This is a genomic window from Enterococcus wangshanyuanii (assembly GCF_002197645.1).
Taxonomy (GTDB): domain Bacteria; phylum Bacillota; class Bacilli; order Lactobacillales; family Enterococcaceae; genus Enterococcus_L; species Enterococcus_L wangshanyuanii.
The window spans coordinates 189,388-210,830 of sequence record NZ_CP021874.1; the positions used below are offsets into that span (position 1 = coordinate 189,388).

The 21,443-nt window shown below is 37.1% G+C and carries 15 protein-coding genes and 1 pseudogene; 10 read left to right on the plus strand and 6 right to left on the minus strand.

What is annotated here, in order from left to right; all coding sequences use genetic code 11:
• Positions 1-187 precede the first annotated feature (187 nt).
• Together CC204_RS00930 and CC204_RS00935 are read left to right on the plus strand one after the other, a co-directional pair.
• Positions 188-664 carry a GyrI-like domain-containing protein gene (locus CC204_RS00930; protein ID WP_088268392.1) on the plus strand — a complete coding sequence of 159 codons (477 nt, stop codon included), beginning with the start codon at positions 188-190 and terminating at the stop codon, positions 662-664.
• A gap of 491 nt (positions 665-1,155) precedes the next feature.
• Positions 1,156-2,004, plus strand: a complete 849-nt coding sequence (locus CC204_RS00935; RefSeq protein WP_373285285.1) for a sugar-binding transcriptional regulator — start codon at positions 1,156-1,158, stop codon at positions 2,002-2,004.
• 145 nt (positions 2,005-2,149) lie between these two features.
• Here CC204_RS00935 and CC204_RS00940 read toward each other — a convergent pair.
• Positions 2,150-2,926, minus strand: a pseudogene (locus CC204_RS00940) (glycyl-radical enzyme activating protein).
• 151 nt (positions 2,927-3,077) lie between these two features.
• Between CC204_RS00940 and CC204_RS00945 the strand changes: the two are divergent.
• From CC204_RS00945 to CC204_RS00975, 7 genes are all read left to right on the plus strand, one after another.
• Positions 3,078-3,821 (plus strand): DeoR/GlpR family DNA-binding transcription regulator, encoded by a 744-nt coding sequence (locus CC204_RS00945; protein WP_088271621.1) that lies wholly within the window; start codon positions 3,078-3,080, stop codon positions 3,819-3,821.
• A gap of 134 nt (positions 3,822-3,955) precedes the next feature.
• Positions 3,956-6,397, plus strand: a complete 2,442-nt coding sequence (locus CC204_RS00950; protein WP_088268394.1) for a glycyl radical protein — start codon at positions 3,956-3,958, stop codon at positions 6,395-6,397.
• A gap of 85 nt (positions 6,398-6,482) precedes the next feature.
• Positions 6,483-7,163: a fructose-6-phosphate aldolase gene (locus tag CC204_RS00955; RefSeq protein ID WP_088268395.1), complete on the plus strand. Its 681-nt coding sequence runs from the start codon at positions 6,483-6,485 to the stop codon at positions 7,161-7,163.
• 31 nt (positions 7,164-7,194) lie between these two features.
• Entirely contained in the window at positions 7,195-8,292 is a 1,098-nt protein-coding gene (locus CC204_RS00960) for a glycerol dehydrogenase (RefSeq protein WP_088268396.1), read from the plus strand.
• A 652-nt stretch (positions 8,293-8,944) separates the two neighbouring features.
• Positions 8,945-10,699, plus strand: coding sequence for a 1-deoxy-D-xylulose-5-phosphate synthase (locus CC204_RS00965; RefSeq protein WP_088268397.1), 1,755 nt, complete (start codon positions 8,945-8,947; stop codon positions 10,697-10,699).
• 381 nt (positions 10,700-11,080) lie between these two features.
• Positions 11,081-12,409, plus strand: a complete 1,329-nt coding sequence (locus tag CC204_RS00970) for a glucosaminidase domain-containing protein (protein WP_088268398.1) — start codon at positions 11,081-11,083, stop codon at positions 12,407-12,409.
• 417 nt (positions 12,410-12,826) lie between these two features.
• Entirely contained in the window at positions 12,827-13,660 is an 834-nt protein-coding gene (locus CC204_RS00975) for a metallophosphoesterase family protein (protein WP_088268399.1), read from the plus strand.
• Positions 13,661-13,790: 130 nt separating this feature from the next.
• On the opposite strand, the gene CC204_RS00980 is transcribed toward CC204_RS00975, so the two are convergent.
• The 4 genes from CC204_RS00980 to CC204_RS00995 form a co-directional block, all read right to left on the minus strand.
• Positions 13,791-15,506 (minus strand): ABC transporter permease/substrate binding protein, encoded by a 1,716-nt coding sequence (locus CC204_RS00980; protein WP_088268400.1) that lies wholly within the window; start codon positions 15,504-15,506, stop codon positions 13,791-13,793.
• Positions 15,499-16,689, minus strand: coding sequence for a quaternary amine ABC transporter ATP-binding protein (locus tag CC204_RS00985; RefSeq protein WP_162288310.1), 1,191 nt, complete (start codon positions 16,687-16,689; stop codon positions 15,499-15,501). Before CC204_RS00985 ends, CC204_RS00980 begins: the two co-directional genes overlap by 8 nt.
• A 486-nt stretch (positions 16,690-17,175) precedes the next feature.
• Complete coding sequence (locus CC204_RS00990; RefSeq protein ID WP_088268402.1) at positions 17,176-17,811, minus strand: GntR family transcriptional regulator; 636 nt, start codon at positions 17,809-17,811, stop codon at positions 17,176-17,178.
• 13 nt (positions 17,812-17,824) lie between these two features.
• Entirely contained in the window at positions 17,825-19,768 is a 1,944-nt protein-coding gene (locus CC204_RS00995; protein ID WP_088268403.1) for an ABC-F family ATP-binding cassette domain-containing protein, read from the minus strand.
• Positions 19,769-19,985: 217 nt separating this feature from the next.
• On the opposite strand from CC204_RS00995, the gene CC204_RS01000 reads away from it, so the two are divergent.
• On the plus strand, positions 19,986-20,642 hold the full coding sequence (locus CC204_RS01000) for a redox-sensing transcriptional repressor Rex (protein WP_088268404.1): 657 nt from the start codon (positions 19,986-19,988) through the stop codon (positions 20,640-20,642).
• Between the two features lie 56 nt (positions 20,643-20,698).
• Here CC204_RS01000 and CC204_RS01005 read toward each other — a convergent pair whose 3' ends face one another.
• Positions 20,699-21,379 (minus strand): CPBP family intramembrane glutamic endopeptidase, encoded by a 681-nt coding sequence (locus CC204_RS01005; RefSeq protein WP_088268405.1) that lies wholly within the window; start codon positions 21,377-21,379, stop codon positions 20,699-20,701.
• Positions 21,380-21,443 lie beyond the last annotated feature (64 nt).

Here is a 21,443-nt window from a genome sequence, read left to right on the forward strand (position 1 = left end):
ACCATAGGTGATATATGATAGTCATGTTTATAGTGAATTCCCTAGAGTTTACTATTTTTATTGTGCTGATATAATGTAAGAAGCAAATGATTTTTCTTATCCAAATCTTGCAGACGATTTCGCAACAAACTGTATTTACGAAAAATTAAGACTAGGCTGACAGCACTTGAAAAGGAGTGAAAGTAGGTTGGACTATAAAATTGAAAAAATGGATGAATTAAATTTAGTTGGAAAAGTTGAAAGACAACATGTTAATAATGTAAAGGTGGATAAATTTTGGGAACGGTGTGAGAAAGACGGTACACTAAAGGTCTTACTAAATCATTCAACGTCCATTAATAAAGAATATTTTGGCATTGCTGATGGCTCATCATATGATGGTGATAGTTACCTCTATTACATTGCTACACCTTTTTGTGGTAAGACAATTCCCAGAGGCTTTATCACAAAAAGACTTCCTTCGAGCTTATGGATCAAGTTTGATTGCTCTGATGTTGGTAATGAAGATGTGATTAGTCAGGAGCTTTGGACTAAGATATATTCTGATTTTTTCCCCACATCTATATATGAGCCGGCTGAATACCAACTAGAGGTGTACTCAAATGGAGAAACAGAAAAAGGGCCTGAGATTTGGATTGCAGTTAAGCAGAAAGAAAGTATTTAATCCTTTGAACAAAAGTAACGCTTTACTTTTTTAGACTAGAAAGACCGCTATAGGTGAGACTAGAAATCTAACTTGTAGAGTCTTTTTTGTAAATCTTGCACTGAAAAAAATTTGAGTTATTCCTTCGTTGGAAAAGCGAGAATCATCTTTCCAAAGAAACGTCTTAATTACTAGCTTCTTTTATAATGTTGATTATAGCTTTATATTGAAGAGCTTCGTTCTTTATATAATATATATGTAGCTATTATTTTTCAGAACATTTTCTTACGAAGATATTTTGTTTTCGTAAGAATGTTCTTTTAGTTTCTTATTAGTTGTCGAAGTGCTAAAATAAATTATGAGAATGAACAGATCATCTACTTTTAGGAGAAGACTATGAATAAAAAAAAAGAAAATTATTAGCCAAAATTGCGTATCTTTACTATGTGGAGAATAGGACACAAGCTGAAATATCAAAAATGTTGAATATTTATCGAACAACGATCAGTCGAATGCTAGCACAAGCAAAAAAAGAAGGAATTGTAAAAATAGATATTATTGGGTTTGATACAGAGCTTTTTGCATTAGAAGAATATTTCAAAAAGAAATACAATCTGCATCAAGTGGATATTTCTACAAGTAATTCTACTGATTCTGAAAGTGAAAAAAATGACGCTCTGGCACATGCAGCGGCAAACTTTGTAGGAAACTTTATTGCGGATAATCAAATAATTGGGATTTCATGGGGATCTACTTTAAGTAAAATGATTGAAAAGTTAGAAAATCGTTATGCAGAGAATACACTTTTTTGTCCATTAGCTGGTGGTCCTAGCCACATCAATTCAAAGTATCATGTAAATACTTTGGTTTATGAAATAGCAAGAAAATGTCACGGAAAAAGTTCGTTTGTGAATGCGACAGTCGTTCAAGAAAATGAAAAGGTAACACAAGGTATACTCCAATCAAACATTTTTAAAGATGTCTTAGGTTACTGGGAGCATTTAGATGTGGCCATAGTTGGCGTAGGTGGCAATTTAGATGAAAGTGATAGTCAGTGGCGCGATTTATTGACTACAAAAGATTATCAAATGTTAGAGAAGGAACATGCTGTTGGAGAATGTTGTTGTCGCTTTTTTGATAGAGAAGGTACACCCATTTACAATGAACTTCAACGTCGTACAATTGGACTTTCATTGGAAAAAATAGCTGAGGTGCCTAAATCTATTGCTATTGCAAGAGGAGATCAAAAGGTTCAAGCACTTCTAGCTATGATACGAAAAAAATATGTAAATTGTATTGTTAGTGACCGTGAAACGATTATAAGTATTCTGCATCTGGATAATGATTATACCTTTAAATGATACTGCTTGTTAACGATTAGAAAATTGCTGTGAAAGCAAAACTAATCGTTAACGTTTTCTTATAGTAAATTATGGTCAGTTAGTGGTTCAATTTTTGCGTCTAGATGCTGAAATAGAAAGTTAATAAAAATATCCGCTTTTTATGTTAATGGACATGGCACAAAATTTGGTGTTCGTCAAAGATATCTTTAAAGTAATCTAGCTCTTCTGTATGGAGTTGAGGAATGTCTTGCATTTTATACTCACGATCAAGAAAGGCGTACTTTTTTTCGCCAAATTGATGGAAGGGTAATAGTTCAACTTCCGTGATACCCATTTGATTAAAAAGCTTTGCAAATGCTTCTGCATTTTTGGGTCCATCATTAAAATTAGGGATGATCGGTACTCTAACTATTAAGGCAGAATGTTCTTTTAAGGCACAAGCTAAATTATTTAAGATTGGATTTAAGGAAACACCCGTCCCTTTTTTGTGTTGTTCATCATCATGATGTTTGACATCAAAATATAACAGATCAACTTGCTCAATATATTTTTTGAAGAGTTCTTCTTTGGCAAATCCTGTCGTTTCACTAGCAGTATGAATGCCTTTTTCTTTTAAACGACGCAGCAATTCTGTTGCAAACTCTGCTTGGTAAAGTACCTCTCCACCAGATAATGTTACGCCGCCACCCGACTCTTGATAAAAAGGTTCATCTTTCATTACTTCTATGATAATTTCATCTAGGGATTTGTAATCACCGACGGTTGTATAGTCCTTTTTTTGTGTATCCCATATTTTTTCGGGTTTTCCATATTGTGATTCAGGATTTGAACATCAAAAACAATTTAAGGGACAGCCTTTGAAAAAAACGACCGTTCGGATTCCTGGACCATCATGAATGCTGAATTTTTGAATATTAAAGATGCAAGCTGTATCTACCATAACTAAACTCCTTTCTTCTATTTCGCCTTTATCTTAACAGAAATATATACATTCGTAAATAATAATAGTTACGTACGAAGATTGTGGAGTCTTGGAATATTGTTGAAAGTACAAAAATATGGTAATCTGAAAAGGAGAGAGGATGAGTTTAGTGTCAAGAGAAGAAGAAATTATTTCAATCGTAAGTCAAAATAAAAAAATAGAAGTCAATGAACTTTCAGAACGTTTGAATGTTTCAAAAGTAACGATCAGGAAAGACTTAGATAAGCTTGAAGCAAGAGGCCTTTTGCACCGCCAACACGGGTATGCCTTGCTCAATAATATGGATGATATTAATTATCGCTTAGCTCAAAACTACGATTTGAAAAGAAAAATAGCCCTGGAAGCGAGTAAAATCATAAAGGATGGAGAAGTTGTCATGATTGAATCTGGCTCGACCTGTGCGCTATTAGCAGAGGAACTAGCCTTTAATCGAAACGACATTACAATTATTACTAATTCTTGTTTTATTGCGTCTTACATTAGGAAAGCTGAATCAGTGAAAGTCATCTTGATTGGTGGCGAGTACCAAAAAGAATCCCAAGTAAATGTTGGGCCGCTTGTAAAGAAAGTCATCAGTGAATTTTTTGTAGACAAACTATTTGTTGGTATTGATGGTTTTGATAAAAAACGCGGGTTTACAGGAAGTGATATCACTCGGTGTGATACGTCTAGAACATTAGCCACAGCTGCGAATCAAACAATTGTGTTAACTGATTCAAGTAAGTTCAAACAAAAGGGTGTAGTTTCTGAGTTTGGTTTTGATGAGGTTAGTAAAGTATTTACAGATTCATGTGTAGGAGAAAATGAGTTGGCTTTTTTAAGAAAAAAGAATATCGAGATTGTCACTGTTTAAATATTGCACGTTTGTGCAATATTTTTTTTGTTTCTGATTCACTGGTTTAGATGTTGACCCAGATTATTTAACTATGATACGATTGTTTCGTAAGAAAGGGAAAAAGTTACGAATGAAAAACAGGAGGAGTTATCATGAGTATCCAAGTGAAAGAAAGAGCCAATGTTGAAAATCAGCCATATTTTGGAAAGTTGACCAGTCGCATGAACGAATATCGTGAGTCAGTGCTAAATAAAAAACCGTATATTTGTGCAGAGCGTGCATTGTTGGTAACAGAGTCATACAAAGAACATCAAAATCAACCCAATGTGATGAAACGTGCTTATATGTTAAAAAATATTTTAGAAAAAATGTCGATTTACATTGAAGATGAAACCATGATTGTTGGTAATCAGGCAGCTTCTAATAAAGATGCGCCTATTTTTCCTGAATACACGTTAGAGTTTGTGTTAAATGAATTAGACCTATTCGAAAAACGCGACGGTGATGTGTTTTATATCACTGAAAAAACAAAAGATGATTTACGTTCGATTGCTTCTTTTTGGGATAACAACAATTTAAGAGCAAAAGCAGGTGCTTTGCTGCCCGATGAAGTTTCTGTATTCATGGAAACTGGATTTTTCGGAATGGAAGGAAAAATGAATTCTGGCGATGCCCACTTAGCGGTAGATTATCAGCAAGTACTAGAAATAGGGTTAGAGGGATACAGGGAGCGTACATTAAAGGAAAAAGCAAACCTAGATCTAACAGTACCTGAAAGTATTGATAAATACCAGTTTTATAACGCTATTTTGATTGTTTTGGATGCAGTTAAAGCATACGCAGAACGATTTTCTGCTTTGGCAAAAGAAATGGCTGAAACAGCTGACCCTGAAAGAAAAGCGGAACTGTTGGAGATTAGCCGTATCTGTCAAAAAGTGCCCAATCGACCAGCGGAAACCTTTATTGAGGCTATTCAGTCGGTTTGGTTTATTCAATTGATTTTGCAAATTGAATCAAATGGTCATTCATTGTCCTATGGTCGCTTTGATCAATATATGTACCCTTACTTGAAAAATGATTTGGCTAACGGAACGATCACAGAAGATGATGCTGTTGAGCTGTTAACTAATCTTTGGATTAAAACGTTGACGATCAATAAGGTTCGTAGTCAATCTCATACTTTTAGTAGTGCAGGAAGCCCTCTGTATCAAAATGTAACTATTGGTGGACAAACTAGAGATAAGAAAGATGCAGTCAATGACCTATCGTATCTTGTCTTGCGTAGCGTTGCTCAAACAAAATTGCCTCAACCGAACTTAAGTGTTCGTTATCATTCAGGACTTGACAGTCAATTTATGAATGAATGTATTGAAGTGATGAAGTTAGGTTTTGGTATGCCAGCCTTTAATAATGATGAGATCATTATTCCTTCATTTCTTAAAATTGGAGTCACAGAAGAAGATGCTTATAATTATAGTGCGATCGGCTGTGTGGAGACGGCTGTTCCGGGTAAATGGGGGTATCGTTGTACAGGGATGAGTTACATGAACTTTCCCAAAATTTTAATGATCGCGATGAACGATGGGATCGATCCAGTTTCAGGAAAACGCTTCGTGCAAGGTTATGGTCATTTCACAAACATGCACTCTTTTGAAGAGCTGCAAGATGTCTGGGATAAAACAGTGCGTGAATTAACTCGCATGAGTGTCATCGTAGAAAATGCCATTGATTTAGGGCTTGAACGTGATGTGCCAGATATCTTATGTTCTGCACTGACCGAAGACTGTATTGGACGTGGTAAAACACTGAAGGAAGGTGGAGCCGTGTATGATTTCATTTCAGGCCTTCAAGTTGGGATCGCCAATTTGGCTGATTCGTTGGCGGCGATCAAACAACTTGTTTTTGAAGAAAAAAAAGTGACACAAGCTGAACTTTGGGAAGCACTAATGACAGATTATGAAAGTGAACGCAGCAAAGAAATCCAGCAGATGATTCTTCAAGACGTACCGAAATATGGAAATGATGATGATTACGCAGACCAATTAGTAACGAAAGCTTATGACAGCTATATTGAGGAAGTTAAAAAATACCCAAATACACGTTTCGGGCGTGGGCCAATTGGTGGATTGCGTTATTCAGGGACCTCATCCATTTCTGCGAATGTCGGACAGGGAAAAGGAACGATGGCAACACCAGATGGACGTAATGCATGGGTTCCATTAGCCGAAGGGTGCTCACCATCACATAATATGGATAAAAATGGACCGACTTCGGTATTGAAATCTGTTTCTAAACTAAGAACAGATGAAATTATTGGCGGAGTCTTATTAAACCAAAAAGTTAATCCGCAAATGTTAGCAAAAGAAGAAGACAAACAAAAATTGATTATGTTACTTCGTACGTTTTTCAATAAATTGCATGGGTATCATATTCAGTATAACGTCGTTTCTCGTGAAACCTTGATTGATGCTCAAAAACATCCAGAAAAACACCGAGATTTGATCGTTCGAGTGGCCGGATATTCTGCCTTCTTTAACGCGCTATCAAAAGCTACGCAGGACGATATTATTGAACGGACAGAACATGTATTATAAATAAATTTTATCTAAGAGGGAAACCTCTCAGATAGTGACCTGTTAAGAGTAGAACATTTTAAACCTAGAAAGCGGAGTGCAGACCATGGAATTTATGTTAGATACAGCCAATATTGAAGAGATCAAACAGTATGAAAAAATAATCGCTTTAGCAGGAGTGACTTCCAATCCGACAATTGTTAAAAAGGAAGGAGATATTGATTTCTTTGCACACATGAAAAAAATTCGTGGCATTATCGGCATGGAAAAATCGCTTCATGTTCAAGTTGTTGCAACAAGCTATGAAGGAATGCTAAAAGATGCAGAAATGATTTTGGCTAAAATTGATTCAAATGTTTTTATCAAAGTACCTGTCAGTGAAATTGGTTTAAAAGCAATCAAAGAATTGAAACACAGAGGCGTAAATGTTACTGCGACAGCTATTTATACTAAATTTCAAGCTTATCTTGCGATTGCAGCAGGAGCAGATTATATTGCTCCATATTTTAATCGAATGGAAAATTTAAACATTGATCCTAGAGAAGCGATCCATGAAATGGCACAGGAAATTGCACGCACAAATAGCCAAACAAAAATCTTAGCGGCTAGTTTTAAAAATGTCGGACAAGTCAATGCAGCACTTGAAAACGGCGCGCAAGCTGCAACGATGGGTGTTGATATTATTAAACAAGCATTTGATATGCCAGCGATTGAAAAGGCAGTTATGGATTTCACTGCTGATTGGGAAGCTACTTTTGGAGAAAAAGCAACGATTGCTTCACTTTAAGTTCATTTAAATAATTTTAGGAGGTTTATGTATGGAAAAAATATTTGCAAGCCCATCGAAATATGTTCAAGGAAAAAATGTATTGGTGACAGGAATTTCACATATTAAAAATTTAGGTAACAAGGCTCTTTTACTTTGTGATGATATTGTTTGGGAAATTGTTGGAGAAGAGTTTGATAACAATTTAAAAAAAGAAGGAATGGTCGTTACACGTATTGCCTTTGGTGGTGAAGCATCTACAAGTGAAATCGATCGTGTGAGCGAGATCGGCAAATCGAATCATTGTGAGCTTATTATCGGTTTAGGAGGAGGCAAAACAATTGATGCGGCTAAAGCAATTAGTGATAAGCTAGAATTGCCTGTTGCTGTAGTTCCAACAATTGCTTCTACAGACGCTCCTACATCCGCTTTATCGGTCATTTATTCGGATGAAGGTGTCTTTGAGCGATATCTGTTTTATAAAAAAAATCCAGAGTTAGTCTTGGTAGATACAGCCGTTGTATCAAAAGCACCAAGCAGACTTTTAGCTTCAGGAATTGCTGATGCACTGGCTACATGGGTTGAAGGACGCTCAATTATTGAAGCACATGGTAAAACGATGGGTGGTGCAGCGCCTACATTGGCAGCAGAAGCAATTGCTACTAAATGTGAAGAGATTTTATTCTCAAATGGATTACAAGCTATACAAGCTTGCCGTGCTAAAGTAGTGACACCTGCCTTAGAAGCAGTTGTTGAAGCAAATACATTATTGAGTGGCATTGGATTCGAAAGTTGCGGACTTGCTGCTGCTCACGCGATTCATAATGGTTTTACAGCATTACATGGCGATATTCACAGCCTAACTCATGGTGAGAAAGTTGCCTATGGGACATTAACACAATTGATTTTGGAAAATAGACCTAAAATAATTCTAGATAAATTTATCTCATTTTACCAAGCGCTTGATCTACCTACAACGCTAGCCGATCTCAAGCTTGAAAACATTTCTTATGAAGAATTGTTGAAAGTTGGAAAACTAGCTACTCAAGAAGGGGAAACAATTCATCAAATGGCAGCTGATTTTTCAGCAGATGATGTGACAGATGCATTATTTGCGGTAGATGCGTATGTACGCTCTTTAAGTTGCTGAAAATGTATAATGATAGGGTACTAAAGAAGTAATTTAAATTACTTCTTTCAGGATCATAGATGAAAAGGAGCTTGCAATCAAACCAGCTCCTTTTTTGCTATGCTTTGTGTCAAATTGAAACAAAAACGATAGGTCTGTTATTGTGAAGTTATTTTAGGTGCACTGTACTCATTGCCTGTACTTGAAACCATCTGTCTAAGCGAGTCGCAATTTCTTTGGTTCTTGCGTCAGTTTCAAGATTGATGATTTTTAAAGAGTAAACACTATGTTTTTACGAGTTTGAATTATATTCTTTTGTACATTATCTATTGAAAAAATAAGGAATTTAGTGGAGAAGATGTCAAATAGTGATAAGTAAAAAATTTTCAGTTTTTGATTGAAACTCGTTATAGACTGTGCAATAAACGGTATCATCCTTAGTTGATGGAAAAGCAGCTGATCATTTATCAGGGCTTTCTGTATCTGTCTTTGAATCAAAAATTGTCATCACAGTAATTCTAATGATTGATATATTTCAGATAAGGATAATAATTTACTATAACCAATGAAAAAAATTGAAGAACTTTTGTGAAATAATAAACTTTTTTTTAAAATCCCTTGACCTGAAGTTCACTTTAAGGAGTAGAATGAACTCAGAAAAAGGAGGAGTTTTATGTTATTAGAAACCATACAACAACCAAGCGATCTAAAAAAATTGTCTCATCAGGAACTGCAAACCTTGGCAAATGAAGCCAGAATAGTATTATTAGGTAAAATCAGTTATCATGGCGGGCATAATGGCCCGAATCTTGGCATGGTTGAAATGACGGTCGCTTTGCATCACGTTTTTAATTCACCGGTCGATCAGCTTATTTTCGACGTATCGCATCAAACATACATTCATAAGATGTTGACAGGACGGGCAGAAGCATTTCTTTCACCTGAACACTATGATGATGTTTCAGGCTATACAAACCCGAAAGAAAGCGAACATGACTTATTTACGATTGGACATACTTCCACGTCCCTTTCATTAGCGAATGGCGTAGCAAAAGCTCGTGATTTGAAGAATGAAACCAACAATGTGATCGCCGTGATCGGTGATGGTTCTCTTTCCGGAGGGTTGGCTTATGAAGGCTTGAATAATATTGTTGAGCAGGGGACAAACACGATTGTGATCGTAAATGATAATGATCAATCTATCGCAGAAAATTTTGGCGGCGTCTATAGAAATCTAAAGGAACTGCGTGAAACAAATGGACAGGCCAAAAACAATTTCTTTAGAGCTCTTGGCTTCGAGTATCATTACCTTGAGGAAGGAAACGATGTGGCAGCATTGATCGAGCTATTTGAGGCAGTTAAAGATAAAAAGACGCCTGTTTTACTTCATATCCATACAATCAAAGGAAAAGGCTTTAAGTTCGCGGAAGAAAATAGGGAAAAATTCCATGCTGGTGGTCCATTTAGTTTAACGACCGGTGACTACCTTGCCTCTGGAAGTCAAGAGGAGACATATGGTTCGATCACAACCGATTTTCTAATGGGAAAAATGCAGACTGACCCGAAAATTGTCGCAGTCAATGCAGGGACTCCGATGATACTTTTCAGTAAAGAACAGCGTGAAAAAGTTGGGAACCAATTTGTGGATGTTGGCATTGCCGAAGAACATGCGGCAACCATGACAGCTGGACTTGCCAAAAATGGAGCAAAACCAATCTGGGCAGTATTCTCCACGTTCATGCAACGAAGCTACGATCAAATTTCCCATGATCTGGCGTTGAATGATTTACCTGGAACAATTTTAGTGTATGGCGCTTCAGTAAATGGGATGAACGATGAAAGCCATCTGGGTATTTTTGATATCCCGTTTTTAAGTCATATTCCAAACGTCATCTATTTAGCACCAACAACGAAAGAAGAATATTTAGCGATGCTGGATTGGTCGATTGAGCAAACAGACCATCCAGTGGCAATCCGTGTCCCGGTTGGAGCTGTTAAAGAAACAGGAATAAAAGATCAAACGGATTACACTCAATATTTCAAAAGTCAAGTCACAAAAGAGGGTTCTCAAGTTGCTCTTTTAGGGCTGGGTAACTTTTATTCTTTAGCGGAAGATATAGCATTTGACCTGGAAACAAAACATAATATCAATGCTACTATCATCAACCCTAAATTTATTTCTGGTCTTGATACAGCATTGCTTGATCGATTGGAAGAAAAGCATGAGCTTGTGGTTACACTTGAGGACGGTGTGATTGATGGAGGTTATGGGCAAACTGTAGCTGGATATCTAGGCAATAAAGACCTAAAAATTCAAAATTATGGCTTAGAAAAACTATTTCATGATCGCTACTCTGTATCAAAGCTACTTGTTGAAAACGGGCTTACAAAAGAGAACATTATTAAAAATATTCTTAATAGTTTATGAAGAAAAAACTCATATGTCCTTTGAACAGGATGCATGAGTTTTTTATTAAGAAGCGTAAAAAATGATATGTTTAGTATTAATCATGAATTTTTTGAGAAATTTTACGAAACTTTGAGTCAAGTACGAGATTTTAACACATACTTATGGTAAAATAAATTCAACTTATGGAAGCTTTAAATCGATCTTTAGAACAAAGGTAGGTGGCTATATGAAAGTATGTGGCAAGAAGCCAGCTAAAAGGCTGATTTGTTGAAACTACTGACAAAAATGGTACTGATTTAAGCGTCAAGAAATAAGAAAGTAATAGCGAATAAAGTAAGAGCAGATCCTATCCGAAAAGAAGGACTGAATCTTAGCAGTTTACGAGAGGAACTAAAGTGAATGAAAAGAAAAATCCTATCATTCCAGATGATTGTTGCGCTCCTTAGTGTGAATTTGATTCCAGTCGCAAGTTATGCGGATGAATTAAGCCAGTCAGAATCAGGTACGATTGAGGATAGCTCAACGACTGAAACGACTGAAAGTTCTTCTACAGAAGAAACATCCACATCGACATCAGATTCTTCAACATCTGGAACCGAAACAAGTACGACAGAATCGAATGAAACTGGCACGACCGATTCTTCAGTGGCACCACAGCCGCCTGTAGTTAGCCCAGAACCTGTGCAGCCACAGCCGCCAGTAGAGCCCGCTGTACCAGCAGCACCGGAGGAAGAGGTAGTAGTTGACCAAGTACCCGTAGTAACGGACAATGGATTGACTGTTCAACCAAATCAAGAAATTTCTGTAGTGAAAAATGAACCAACTGAAAACTTTATTCGCCGTATCGGTGAAAAAGCACGAGCAGTTGGACAAAAAAATGACTTATATGCTTCTGTTATGATTGCTCAAGCAATTTTAGAGACAGGTGCAGGCGGCAGCCAATTAAGTCAACAGCCTTACCACAATTTATTTGGTATCAAGGGAGAGTATAAAGGTGAGAGTATCGTTTTCTCTACTCAAGAGGATGACGGTTCGGGTAACCTATATACGATCGATGCTGCATTTAAACAATACCCTAGCTATAAAGAATCCTTTGAAGATTATGCTAAATTGATGAAAGAAGGCATTGATTCTAATCCAGAGATTTATTCTGGCACTTGGAAAAAGAATGCCGTAACATATCAAGAAGCAACGAAATCTCTGACAGGTGTTTATGCGACAGATACTAGCTATGATCAAAAATTGAATGCGTTCATTGAAGAGTATAATTTGACTGAGTATGACAAAGCTCAGCCTTCTCAAACAGCTTCTGGAATGATCATTGCAGATACACATCCTGATAGTGATTTTGAAGATTATACTGGGGAAACTTTCCCAGGTTCCGAAGCCTATGCAGAGGGGAATTGTACCCAATATGTCTATAATCGTATCGTCCAATTGGATGGTTCAGTAGAAACGACGATGGGCAACGGAATGGATTGGGGCGCTACTGGTAAGGCTAATGGCTACGAAGTCACAAACAAGCCTAAAGCCGGTACAGCTGTCAGCTTCCAACCTGGTGTAGCTGGAGCAGATGGAACCTATGGACATGTAGCATTTGTTGAGCATGTGTATGAGGATGGTTCTATTCTGATTTCAGAAATGAACGCCGCTGGTTTAGGCGTAGTTTCTTTCCGAGTGATCGATCAAAACACAGCCAATACACTTGCATATGTAACACCAAAATAAATCAAAACAGTAACAGCTCTCTTTAAAATCAAGAGTAGGTGTTACTGTTTTTTATATTAACTCTTTCTTAATGTTTCTATAGAAAATCAAAATAAATTAGGCACACTTTCTTCAAATCTTCTGGTTATTATAAGGACATACCCAATTAACAAACCCAAACAAAACACTTTTTCATTTTTTACTCCTCAAGTAAAAAAGAACTCCTTTCCGCTCGGTCACCCAGCCGAGCGGTCTTTTATTTAGCGTGAATGACTCTTCTTATTAAGTTAATAGAATCATTTAAGCCTAATCGATTTTACAAATGAATAGGGGTTATGCTTATTTTGTATTTCCAATGCGAAATTATATCGATATAATATAGACATACTTTGTACCTTGTTGTTGGTTATCTCGAATAAAATTTGAAGGAGATTGGTGATGAAAAATAAAATTGCGTTATTGGCAGACATCCACGGAAACTTGACAGCTTTAGAATCAGTTTTGGAGGATTGCAAGCGTAAAGAAGTAGCTGACTATTGGATATTGGGGGATCTTTTTTTGCCAGGACCAGGCGGAATAGAGATTTTAAAGAAATTAAGAGAAGTTGCTCCAAGTGCTTGGATAAAGGGAAACTGGGATGATTGTTTTTTAGAGGTGATCGATAAAAAAATCGATCTTAAAGATTCCACTGATGTATATGTGGGAATGTTAGCTAGCAATATCTTTCCACAGCTCAATCAAGAAGATATTGATTTCCTTAGGAACATGCCGATGCAGCAAATAAAGAAAATAGCTGGTTTAACCGTTAGTTTAACGCATAATCTGCCGGAGGTAAATTATGGCGGTCAATTACACGCCAGTTCTAAACAATCTGAATTTGATAAATTATTTTCTACTGAAAGTGATATTGCAGTCTATGCTCATATACATCATCAAACGTTACGATATAGTTCCGAAGACCAAATTATCATAAATCCAGGATCGATCGGACAACCTTTTAATAGCTGGAAAAATTTTAAATATGATAGAAGAGCGCACTATGCACTTTTAGAGTTAGAAGATGGCTGTCTTGTGAATGTGGATTTTAGAAGAGTAACTTATGATACAGAGACGGAGATCAAACGATCACAAGAGGTGAATCTACCGTTTTATTCATTATATGAAGAGATGATCTATTCTGGCAAAACATATACCCATGATCAGGTTGTATTAGAAGAATTGATTCAAAAAAATAATTATAGAGAAAAGTTAAAAAATTTTTTAACATGCTGATTTGAACGCAAAAATTCAGAGTGGTTAAGATGATAGATAAGCGAGAGCTATTGGAAATTTAGGATTTCTGAATAGATTATGTTAAAGAACACAAAAAAAGCAGCTCATCGAGCTGCTTTTTTTGTTGTCCTTATTTCATCCAATTAGCTACTTCATCTGAATGGGTATCAACCCACTCGCGAGCAGCTTGCTCTGGATCAGTTCCATTGTTGATCGCCAACATGACAGATTCCATATCTTCTTTGGTCCAATGGAAGTTTTTCAAAATATTGTAGGCTTCAGGGTTTTCTTTTTCTAAGCCTTTTCTAGCCATTGTATGAATGGTTTCTTCGGTTCCCATCGTTCCTTTAGGATCTTCTAAATATTTCAAATCATATTTAGCAAACATCCAATGAGGGGACCAGCCAGTAATAACAATTTCTTCTTTGTTTTTGATTGCTTGACCTAAGGCAACAGTCATGGCACCAGATGAAGAGGTTTCGACAGTCCAGTCAGCTAAATTACTGTAAGCTTTCTGAGTTTTTTCAGCTGCAGAAACAACTCCTGCTCCAGGTTCGATCCCTGTGATTTTTTTGCCAGCTTGATCTGTTAAATCTTCAATCGAATCAACATCCATATAGGCTGGAACAACGATCCCCAGCTGGGCGCCTTTTAAGTTTTCACCTAAATCATCGACTTTAGATTTATATTGTTTATATTGTTCACCGTGAGTACCGGGCAGCCAAGCGGCAACCATAGCATCCGTTTCACCTTTTGAAACGGATTCCCACATGATCGCATTATCTAAAGGTGTCAATGAAACGTTGTAGCCAGCATCTTTTAATACTTCGCCAATGACATGAGTGGAAGCAACTTCTGTATCCCATTCAACATAAGACAATGCAATTTTTTTATCTTCATTCTTCGCTGAGGTAAACAGGGAAGGGACAGCGACTGCTCCGATAAGTAAAACAACAATAGCGACGATACCGCCAATTTTTTGTTTTTTGGTAACCGTTGATTTAGTAGGTGCTGTTTTTTTCTTGTTCAAATTTTGAGTAAAACGATCGATGATGATCGCTAAAATAACTAATGCAACACCATTAACAAAGCCATTTCCGACTTGCGCTCTTTGCAGTGCAGATAAAACTCCACGACCTAAACCAGGCGCTCCGATCATTGAAGCAATCACGACCATTGATAATGCTAGCATCGTTGTTTGGTTGACACCAGCCATAATGGTACTTTTAGCTAATGGTAATTCTAATTTGAATAGTTTTTGCCAGCCTGTACTACCAAATGAATCAGAAGCTTCAACTAATTCTTTCGGTACTTGGCGAATACCAAGGTTCGTAAAACGAACAGTTGGCGGCAAAGCAAAAATGACAGAAGCAAATACTCCGGGCACCATTCCGATTCCAAAGAAAGCAACAGCTGGAATCAAATAGACGAATCCAGGCATTGTTTGCATGAAATCCAAAATAGGTGTAATCACGCTTTGCGCTTTATTACTTTTGGCCATTAAGATCCCCAGAGGTACACCAATGATGATCGAAACAATACTAGAAAGTAATACTAATGTCAACGTGCTCATAAGATCATTCCACAAATTTTGATTATAAATGAATAGTAGACCGATCAGCGTAAAAAGACTTAATCCAATTTTTTTATTAGAAATAAGAAAGGCTATAATCGTTAGGACTGCAATAAAAAGTAGCGGTGGTATTGCTACAAGAAGGGATGTGACAGCATCCATCAAACTTTGTCCTGTGGATTGGAAAAAGCTAAATAATCCAGAAAAGGTATTTGTCATCCATTCAGTGATCGTTTCGACCCAGTCAGCTACGGGTAATTGATAATTACTCATTGATGGTCACCTCAGTTTCTGCCAGTGCTTCAAGAACGCTGCCTCGAATAACAACACCTAGCAATTTATTATTATCAGTTACTGCAACTGGAGTAGGGGAGTCATAGATGATCGGTAAGATATCATTGACTAACATATCTTTATCGATGGTTGTGATATCCGTATCAACGAAATCAGTCAATGGAAGCCCAGCTTTTCTTGCTTCTAAGGCACGCTCTGCACGAACGACGCCTTTTAATTGACGTTTTTTATCTACGGCCATCAGCATACTGACTTCCTCTTGACGCATCCGAGTCAAAGCCACTGTTGGTCCATCGATTGCGATATTTGTTGTAAGAGCTGGTACCATGATATTTTGTGCGGTCAAAACTTTTGAACGATCGACATCTTCAACAAATGTACGAACGTAATCATTGGCTGGATTGGTTAAAATTTCCTCTCCAGTACCAATTTGCATGATTTGTCCATCTTTCATCAAAGCAATTCGGTCACCAATACGTAAAGCCTCATTTAAATCATGAGTAATGAAAATAATCGTTTTCTTCACATTTTCTTGTAGATCAACTAGCTCATCTTGCATTTCACGACGGATCAATGGATCGAGAGCTGAAAATGCTTCATCCATCAATAGGATTTCTGGATCATTGGCTAAGGCTCTAGCTAAACCGACCCGCTGCTGCATCCCGCCAGATAATTGGTTAGGGTATTGATCTTTAAAGGCTAACAAACTAGAATTTTCCAACGCTTTTTCAGCTTTGGCTGTGCGTTCTTCTTTAGGAACACCACGAACTTCTAGACCATATTCTGTGTTTTCTAGAATCGTGCGGTGAGGGAAGAGACCAAAGTTTTGAAAGACCATGCTCATTTTATTTCGACGAACTTCTCTTAAATCTTCTTTGTCTAATTTCGCGATATCTTGATCATCGATAAAGATATTACCAGAAGTTGGCTCGATCAAACGATTCAATAATCGAATCAACGTAGATTTTCCACTGCCGGAAAGTCCCATGATCACAAAAATTTCTCCTTCTTCCACTTCAAAATTGACATCGTACACCCCAACGGTCGCACCTGTCTTTTTCAAAATTTCTGTTTTTGACTTATTCTCCTTGATCATATCCAATGCTTGCTTGGACTTTTTACCAAATATTTTTGTTAAATGTGACACTTTTACCTTGGGCAAAACAAAATTCCTCCTTAAATTAAAAGCGGAATGAGCCCGTCTAGTCTCGACTAGAAAATAGGAAAACATGACTGAGGCGCTCTTTGCCTCATTCAGGTTTTATCTTTTTCTCGAGAGACTGGCTCATACAGCTGGATAACAATAGATGCAGAACAAATCGCTTAATCCTGTAGAAAATTAGGAAATTAGCTATGAGGTGCTTTCTACCTCATAGACAATTTATCTATTTTCCTAAGGATTGATTTGTGCAGCTAGATAATAATTAGGATATACATAGATGGTTATCCATCATTTATCTTCTATTTTTTATTCATTCATGAAAAGAAAAGCATTTCTTTTCTGAAAAAAAGTGACCATTTTAGGTTAACATCGTGTAGTCACTTTGTCAAATCGCTGATAATTCTAATGAGAAAACAGAAAGAGACCATGTACTAAACCAGAAAAGGTCGTACATGGTCTTTTAAAATTTGATGAAAACTCTAGAAGTCATAAATTCGGATAAAAGAAATTTTGGACACGCTGCAATGTGGACTCATGTCCGACAAAGTAAATCGTGTCTCCTGCTTCTAATTTCGCATAGGGGCCAGGGGAGACAAGTAGCTCTTCGCCGTGTTTGATGGCAATAACCGTAGCCGAAGTACTTTGCCATAAATTTAATTCACTGATGGTCATATCAAGATGCATTGCTTCTTCTGTTAATGTAAAGGTAACAGGGTTTAAAGGATTGAAGGAGTCAAAACGTTTAGTTTGATCAACTAGTTTATCCAAAATTTCAGAAAAATAGCTCAGTTCTTCTTTTTGTTTTTGTACACTATTTATCAAATCTTCTTTCAGATTGTGGATCGATTGAACATCTTGATACTGTTCAACGAAGACTTTGGCTTTTTCTATTGAATGAACATAAAAACCACTGCCATGTTTTGCTTTGACGATTTCTAAATCAACTAAAACACTGATCGCTTTTCGAGCAGTTTCAGGAGACACGCTATATTTGTTTGCAAGGGTAGAACGAGCGTGAAGTTTATCGCCAACTGACAGCCTTTGTTCAGCAATTTGTGCGGCTACATCAACAGCGATCTGCTGGTATTTAGGTTTTGTGACATTCATACGTTTGGAAACCATACTCATCTACCTTTCATTCGTTCATTTCTTCGAATTCTTCTAGCTCTAAACTGAGGTTTTCCCAGTCATTCAGTAATGTTTCTTGCTGTGTACGCTGAGTTTCCAACTCGTCATTTAGTGCCATCAGTTTTACATGGTCATCAACAAGAGCTGGATCGTTCATTGATTGCTCCAGTTCGTTGATAGATGTTTCTAATGAGGTGAGTGTTTCCTCGATTTGAGTGATTTTTCGTTTTAAGTTGCGCAGAAGTTTTTGCTGTTCTTTATTTTGATAAAAATCATTTTTAGGTTTGACTGTTTCGATCGGTTTAGTTGCTTGTTCACCTAATAGTTCGGCTAATTCTTCTTCTTCTTTTTTCTTTTCTACGTAGTAATCATAATCGCCCAAGTAAAGCTTACTGCCGTTTTCAGAAAGTTCGATGACTTTTGTAGCAATTCGATTGATGAAATAACGGTCATGGGAAACGAATAAAAGCGTTCCTTCATAATCAATCAAAGCATTTTCAAGAACTTCTTTATTATCAATATCTAAATGGTTGGTCGGTTCATCGAGAATCAAAAAGTTTTCTTTGTTCATCGATAATTTAGCTAAAGCAACGCGAGCTTTTTCACCACCGCTTAATAGCGGGATCGTTTTTTCAACGTCGTTGCCACTGAACAAGAAGCTGCCTAAAACACTTCTGATTTCTTTTTCTGGAGTGGTAGGATGTTCGTCCCAAAGTTCTGCCAAAACCGTTTTTGTTCCATGCAGTTCAGCTTGTTCTTGATCATAATAGCCGATTTGTACATTGGTTCCCAGTGTTGCTTCGCCTTTAATGAATGGGATATGACCGATGATCGATTTTAGTAACGTTGATTTTCCAATACCATTTGGTCCGACTAAAGCAATGGCTTCTTGGCGGCGGACATCCAGCGAAACTGGTTCAGATAAAATTCGTGAGTCATAACCGATTGCTGCTTCTTCAACCTGAAGCACGACATTTCCTGATACTTTTTCTATATCAAAAAGAAAATTAGCTGATTTTTCATCGCCTTGAGGTCGATCTAACCGTTCCATTTTTTCTAAGGTTTTTCGACGGCTTTGTGCCCGTTTCGTTGTAGAGGCTCTGACCAAGTTGCGTGCGACAAAATCTTCCAGTTTGTTTATTTCAGCTTGTTGCTTCTCGTAGGCTTTCCATTCACTTGTTAGTTGTTCGGCTTTTAAATCTAAATACTTGGAATAGTTACCTTTATAATAGCGCATTTTATGACGGCTGATTTCATAGACTTCGTTGACGACTTTATCAAGAAAATAACGGTCATGAGAAACGATCAAAAGAGCGCCTGAATAGCTTGGCAGATAATTTTCCAGCCAAGAGAGAGTATCGATATCTAAATGGTTCGTTGGTTCATCCAAAATTAAAATATCTGGTTTTTGTAGTAACATTCGGGCTAAAGCTAAACGTGTTTTTTGTCCTCCAGATAAAGTGCTGATGGGTTTTTCATAGAAATCCTCCTGAAAGCCGAATCCATGCAAAACAGAGCGGATTTCATTCTCGTAGCCATATCCATTTTGTTCAGCAAAGTCGTGTTGTAGGCGATCATATTCTTTCATTACAGATTCATAATTGACAGCATCCGGTAAAAGTTCACTGATGATCAGCTCCAATTCCCGCATACGTTTTTCCATTGTGATAACAGCAGAAAATGCTTCTAGCATTTCAGCCCAAACTGTTTTATCAGAGGTTAAACCAGTGTCTTGAGCAAGGTAGCCAAGACTGGCCGTTTTATTTTTAGCGATCGTCCCTGCATCAGGAGCGTCGATTCCAGCGATTATTTTTAATAATGTTGATTTTCCAGCACCATTGCGGCCGACTAATGCGATTCGGCTATTCGTGCTGATTTCCATTTGTATATTTTCAAACAAAGTTTCCGCGCCAAAATAACGGGCGATTTGATTTGCTTGGAGTAAAATCATGGGGCATCCTCATTTCTATTTGAATGTCTTTAGTGTAGCATAGTTTAAGGTAAAATAGCACCTATACTGCCGACTGTTCAACAAAAGTCATCTTGGGAAATTAGAAAAGATTGAAGAAATTCTTTTTTCGTGAGCTGTAAGATTGCTTTTTGATGAGAATAACTGCTATTATGAGAGATGGATGTTTGTCTATATTTAGAATATTGGAGGTACAATTGTGAAAGACCAAATTATTCCAAAAGCAACGGCACGACGCCTTCCCCTATATTATCGTTATTTGAGAATCCTGCATGATGCAGGCAAAAACAAAGTTTCTTCAACAGAATTGAGTGAAGCGGTTCAAGTAGATAGCGCAACGATTCGTCGCGATTTTTCTTATTTCGGTGAATTAGGCAAGCGTGGCTACGGGTATGATGTGGAGAATTTAATGAATTTCTTCGCTAAAACATTGAATGATGATGAACTTACTAATGTCGCTTTGATCGGTGTTGGTAATTTAGGTAGTGCATTACTTAAGTATAAATTCCATCAAAGCAATAGTATTCGTGTAAGTTGCGCATTTGATGTTAATGAAAACATTGTTGGACGTATCGTTGACGGTATTCCTGTTTATCCGATGAGTGATATGATGGAGCAGATTCGTGTTCAACAAATCGAAGTCGCTATTTTGACTTTGCCTGCTCGAAAAGCGCAGGAAGTTGTTAACCAATTAGCAGATGCAGGAGTCAAAGGAATCCTGAACTTTACTGCAGCTCGTTTAGTAGCACCATCTGATGTGTTGATTCAAAATGTTGATTTGACGAATGAACTACAAACGTTGATTTACTTCTTGCATCATGACAATGAATTGATCGATACAGAGATAGAAGAATAGAAGAATAAAATACCTAAGGCTGTATACACGATGTGATACGGAACCTTAGGTATTTTTTATTTAGGTAGTTCAATATTTGCATAATGTAGAATCAATTGAGCGACTACAACTAGTGTGTTCATTCCGCAATGGGCAAGGATCGATGTCCAAATCTTTCCAGTCATTTTATATAAAATGGCAAAAAAGAATCCCATGAAAAAGTAAACAAAGAAATGACCATCTTGATGCACGATCGAGAACAATGCTGAACTGATCGCTGCAGCTATCCAAAAGCCTGTATAACTTTCTGCAAGACCGATCATAGAACGGCGGAAAACAAATTCTTCCATAATAGGACCGCCAATGGTCGTAGCTAATATAAATAGCGGGTTAGCCAAAATAATAGCAATGATATTTTGAGTATTTTGTGAGCTCGGTTGTTCACCTGTGATTGCTGTTTCAATGCTGAAAACAATCGCTTGAATGATCATCGCAAGAAAAATCCCGCTGATCCCTAAAAGCAAAGTGAACACAGGAGAGGTCAATTTTGCTTCGTTTTCAGTAATCGTAGCAGCTGTTTTTCGATTCTTGAAATACAACCAAATCATCACTACTGCGCCAAGAATATAAGTAACAGTTGTCCCGATGATCACTAGATCTGAAGAAAAGGGTGCAAAGACATAAGGTGAAAAAAAGACCAGTAAATAAAGTAAAATCGTAATGATACTTAATTTTTTGATCGATAAGTTTTTAAGCATAAATAAATTCAACTCCTCTCAACTATAATAATGTAAAAAGTATATCATATCTTTTATATGAAGA

Coding starts and splice junctions, on each gene's coding strand:
- CC204_RS00935 (WP_373285285.1), top strand. CDS start 1,156: ATGCTAGCACAAGCAAAAAAAGAAGGAATTGTAAAAATAGATATTATT.
- CC204_RS00950 (WP_088268394.1), top strand. CDS start 3,956: ATGAGTATCCAAGTGAAAGAAAGAGCCAATGTTGAAAATCAGCCATAT.
- CC204_RS00955 (WP_088268395.1), top strand. CDS start 6,483: ATGGAATTTATGTTAGATACAGCCAATATTGAAGAGATCAAACAGTAT.
- CC204_RS00960 (WP_088268396.1), top strand. CDS start 7,195: ATGGAAAAAATATTTGCAAGCCCATCGAAATATGTTCAAGGAAAAAAT.
- CC204_RS00965 (WP_088268397.1), top strand. CDS start 8,945: ATGTTATTAGAAACCATACAACAACCAAGCGATCTAAAAAAATTGTCT.
- CC204_RS00970 (WP_088268398.1), top strand. CDS start 11,081: ATGAAAAGAAAAATCCTATCATTCCAGATGATTGTTGCGCTCCTTAGT.
- CC204_RS00975 (WP_088268399.1), top strand. CDS start 12,827: ATGAAAAATAAAATTGCGTTATTGGCAGACATCCACGGAAACTTGACA.
- CC204_RS00980 (WP_088268400.1), bottom strand. CDS start 15,506: ATGAGTAATTATCAATTACCCGTAGCTGACTGGGTCGAAACGATCACT.
- CC204_RS00990 (WP_088268402.1), bottom strand. CDS start 17,811: ATGGTTTCCAAACGTATGAATGTCACAAAACCTAAATACCAGCAGATC.
- CC204_RS00995 (WP_088268403.1), bottom strand. CDS start 19,768: ATGATTTTACTCCAAGCAAATCAAATCGCCCGTTATTTTGGCGCGGAA.
- CC204_RS01005 (WP_088268405.1), bottom strand. CDS start 21,379: ATGCTTAAAAACTTATCGATCAAAAAATTAAGTATCATTACGATTTTA.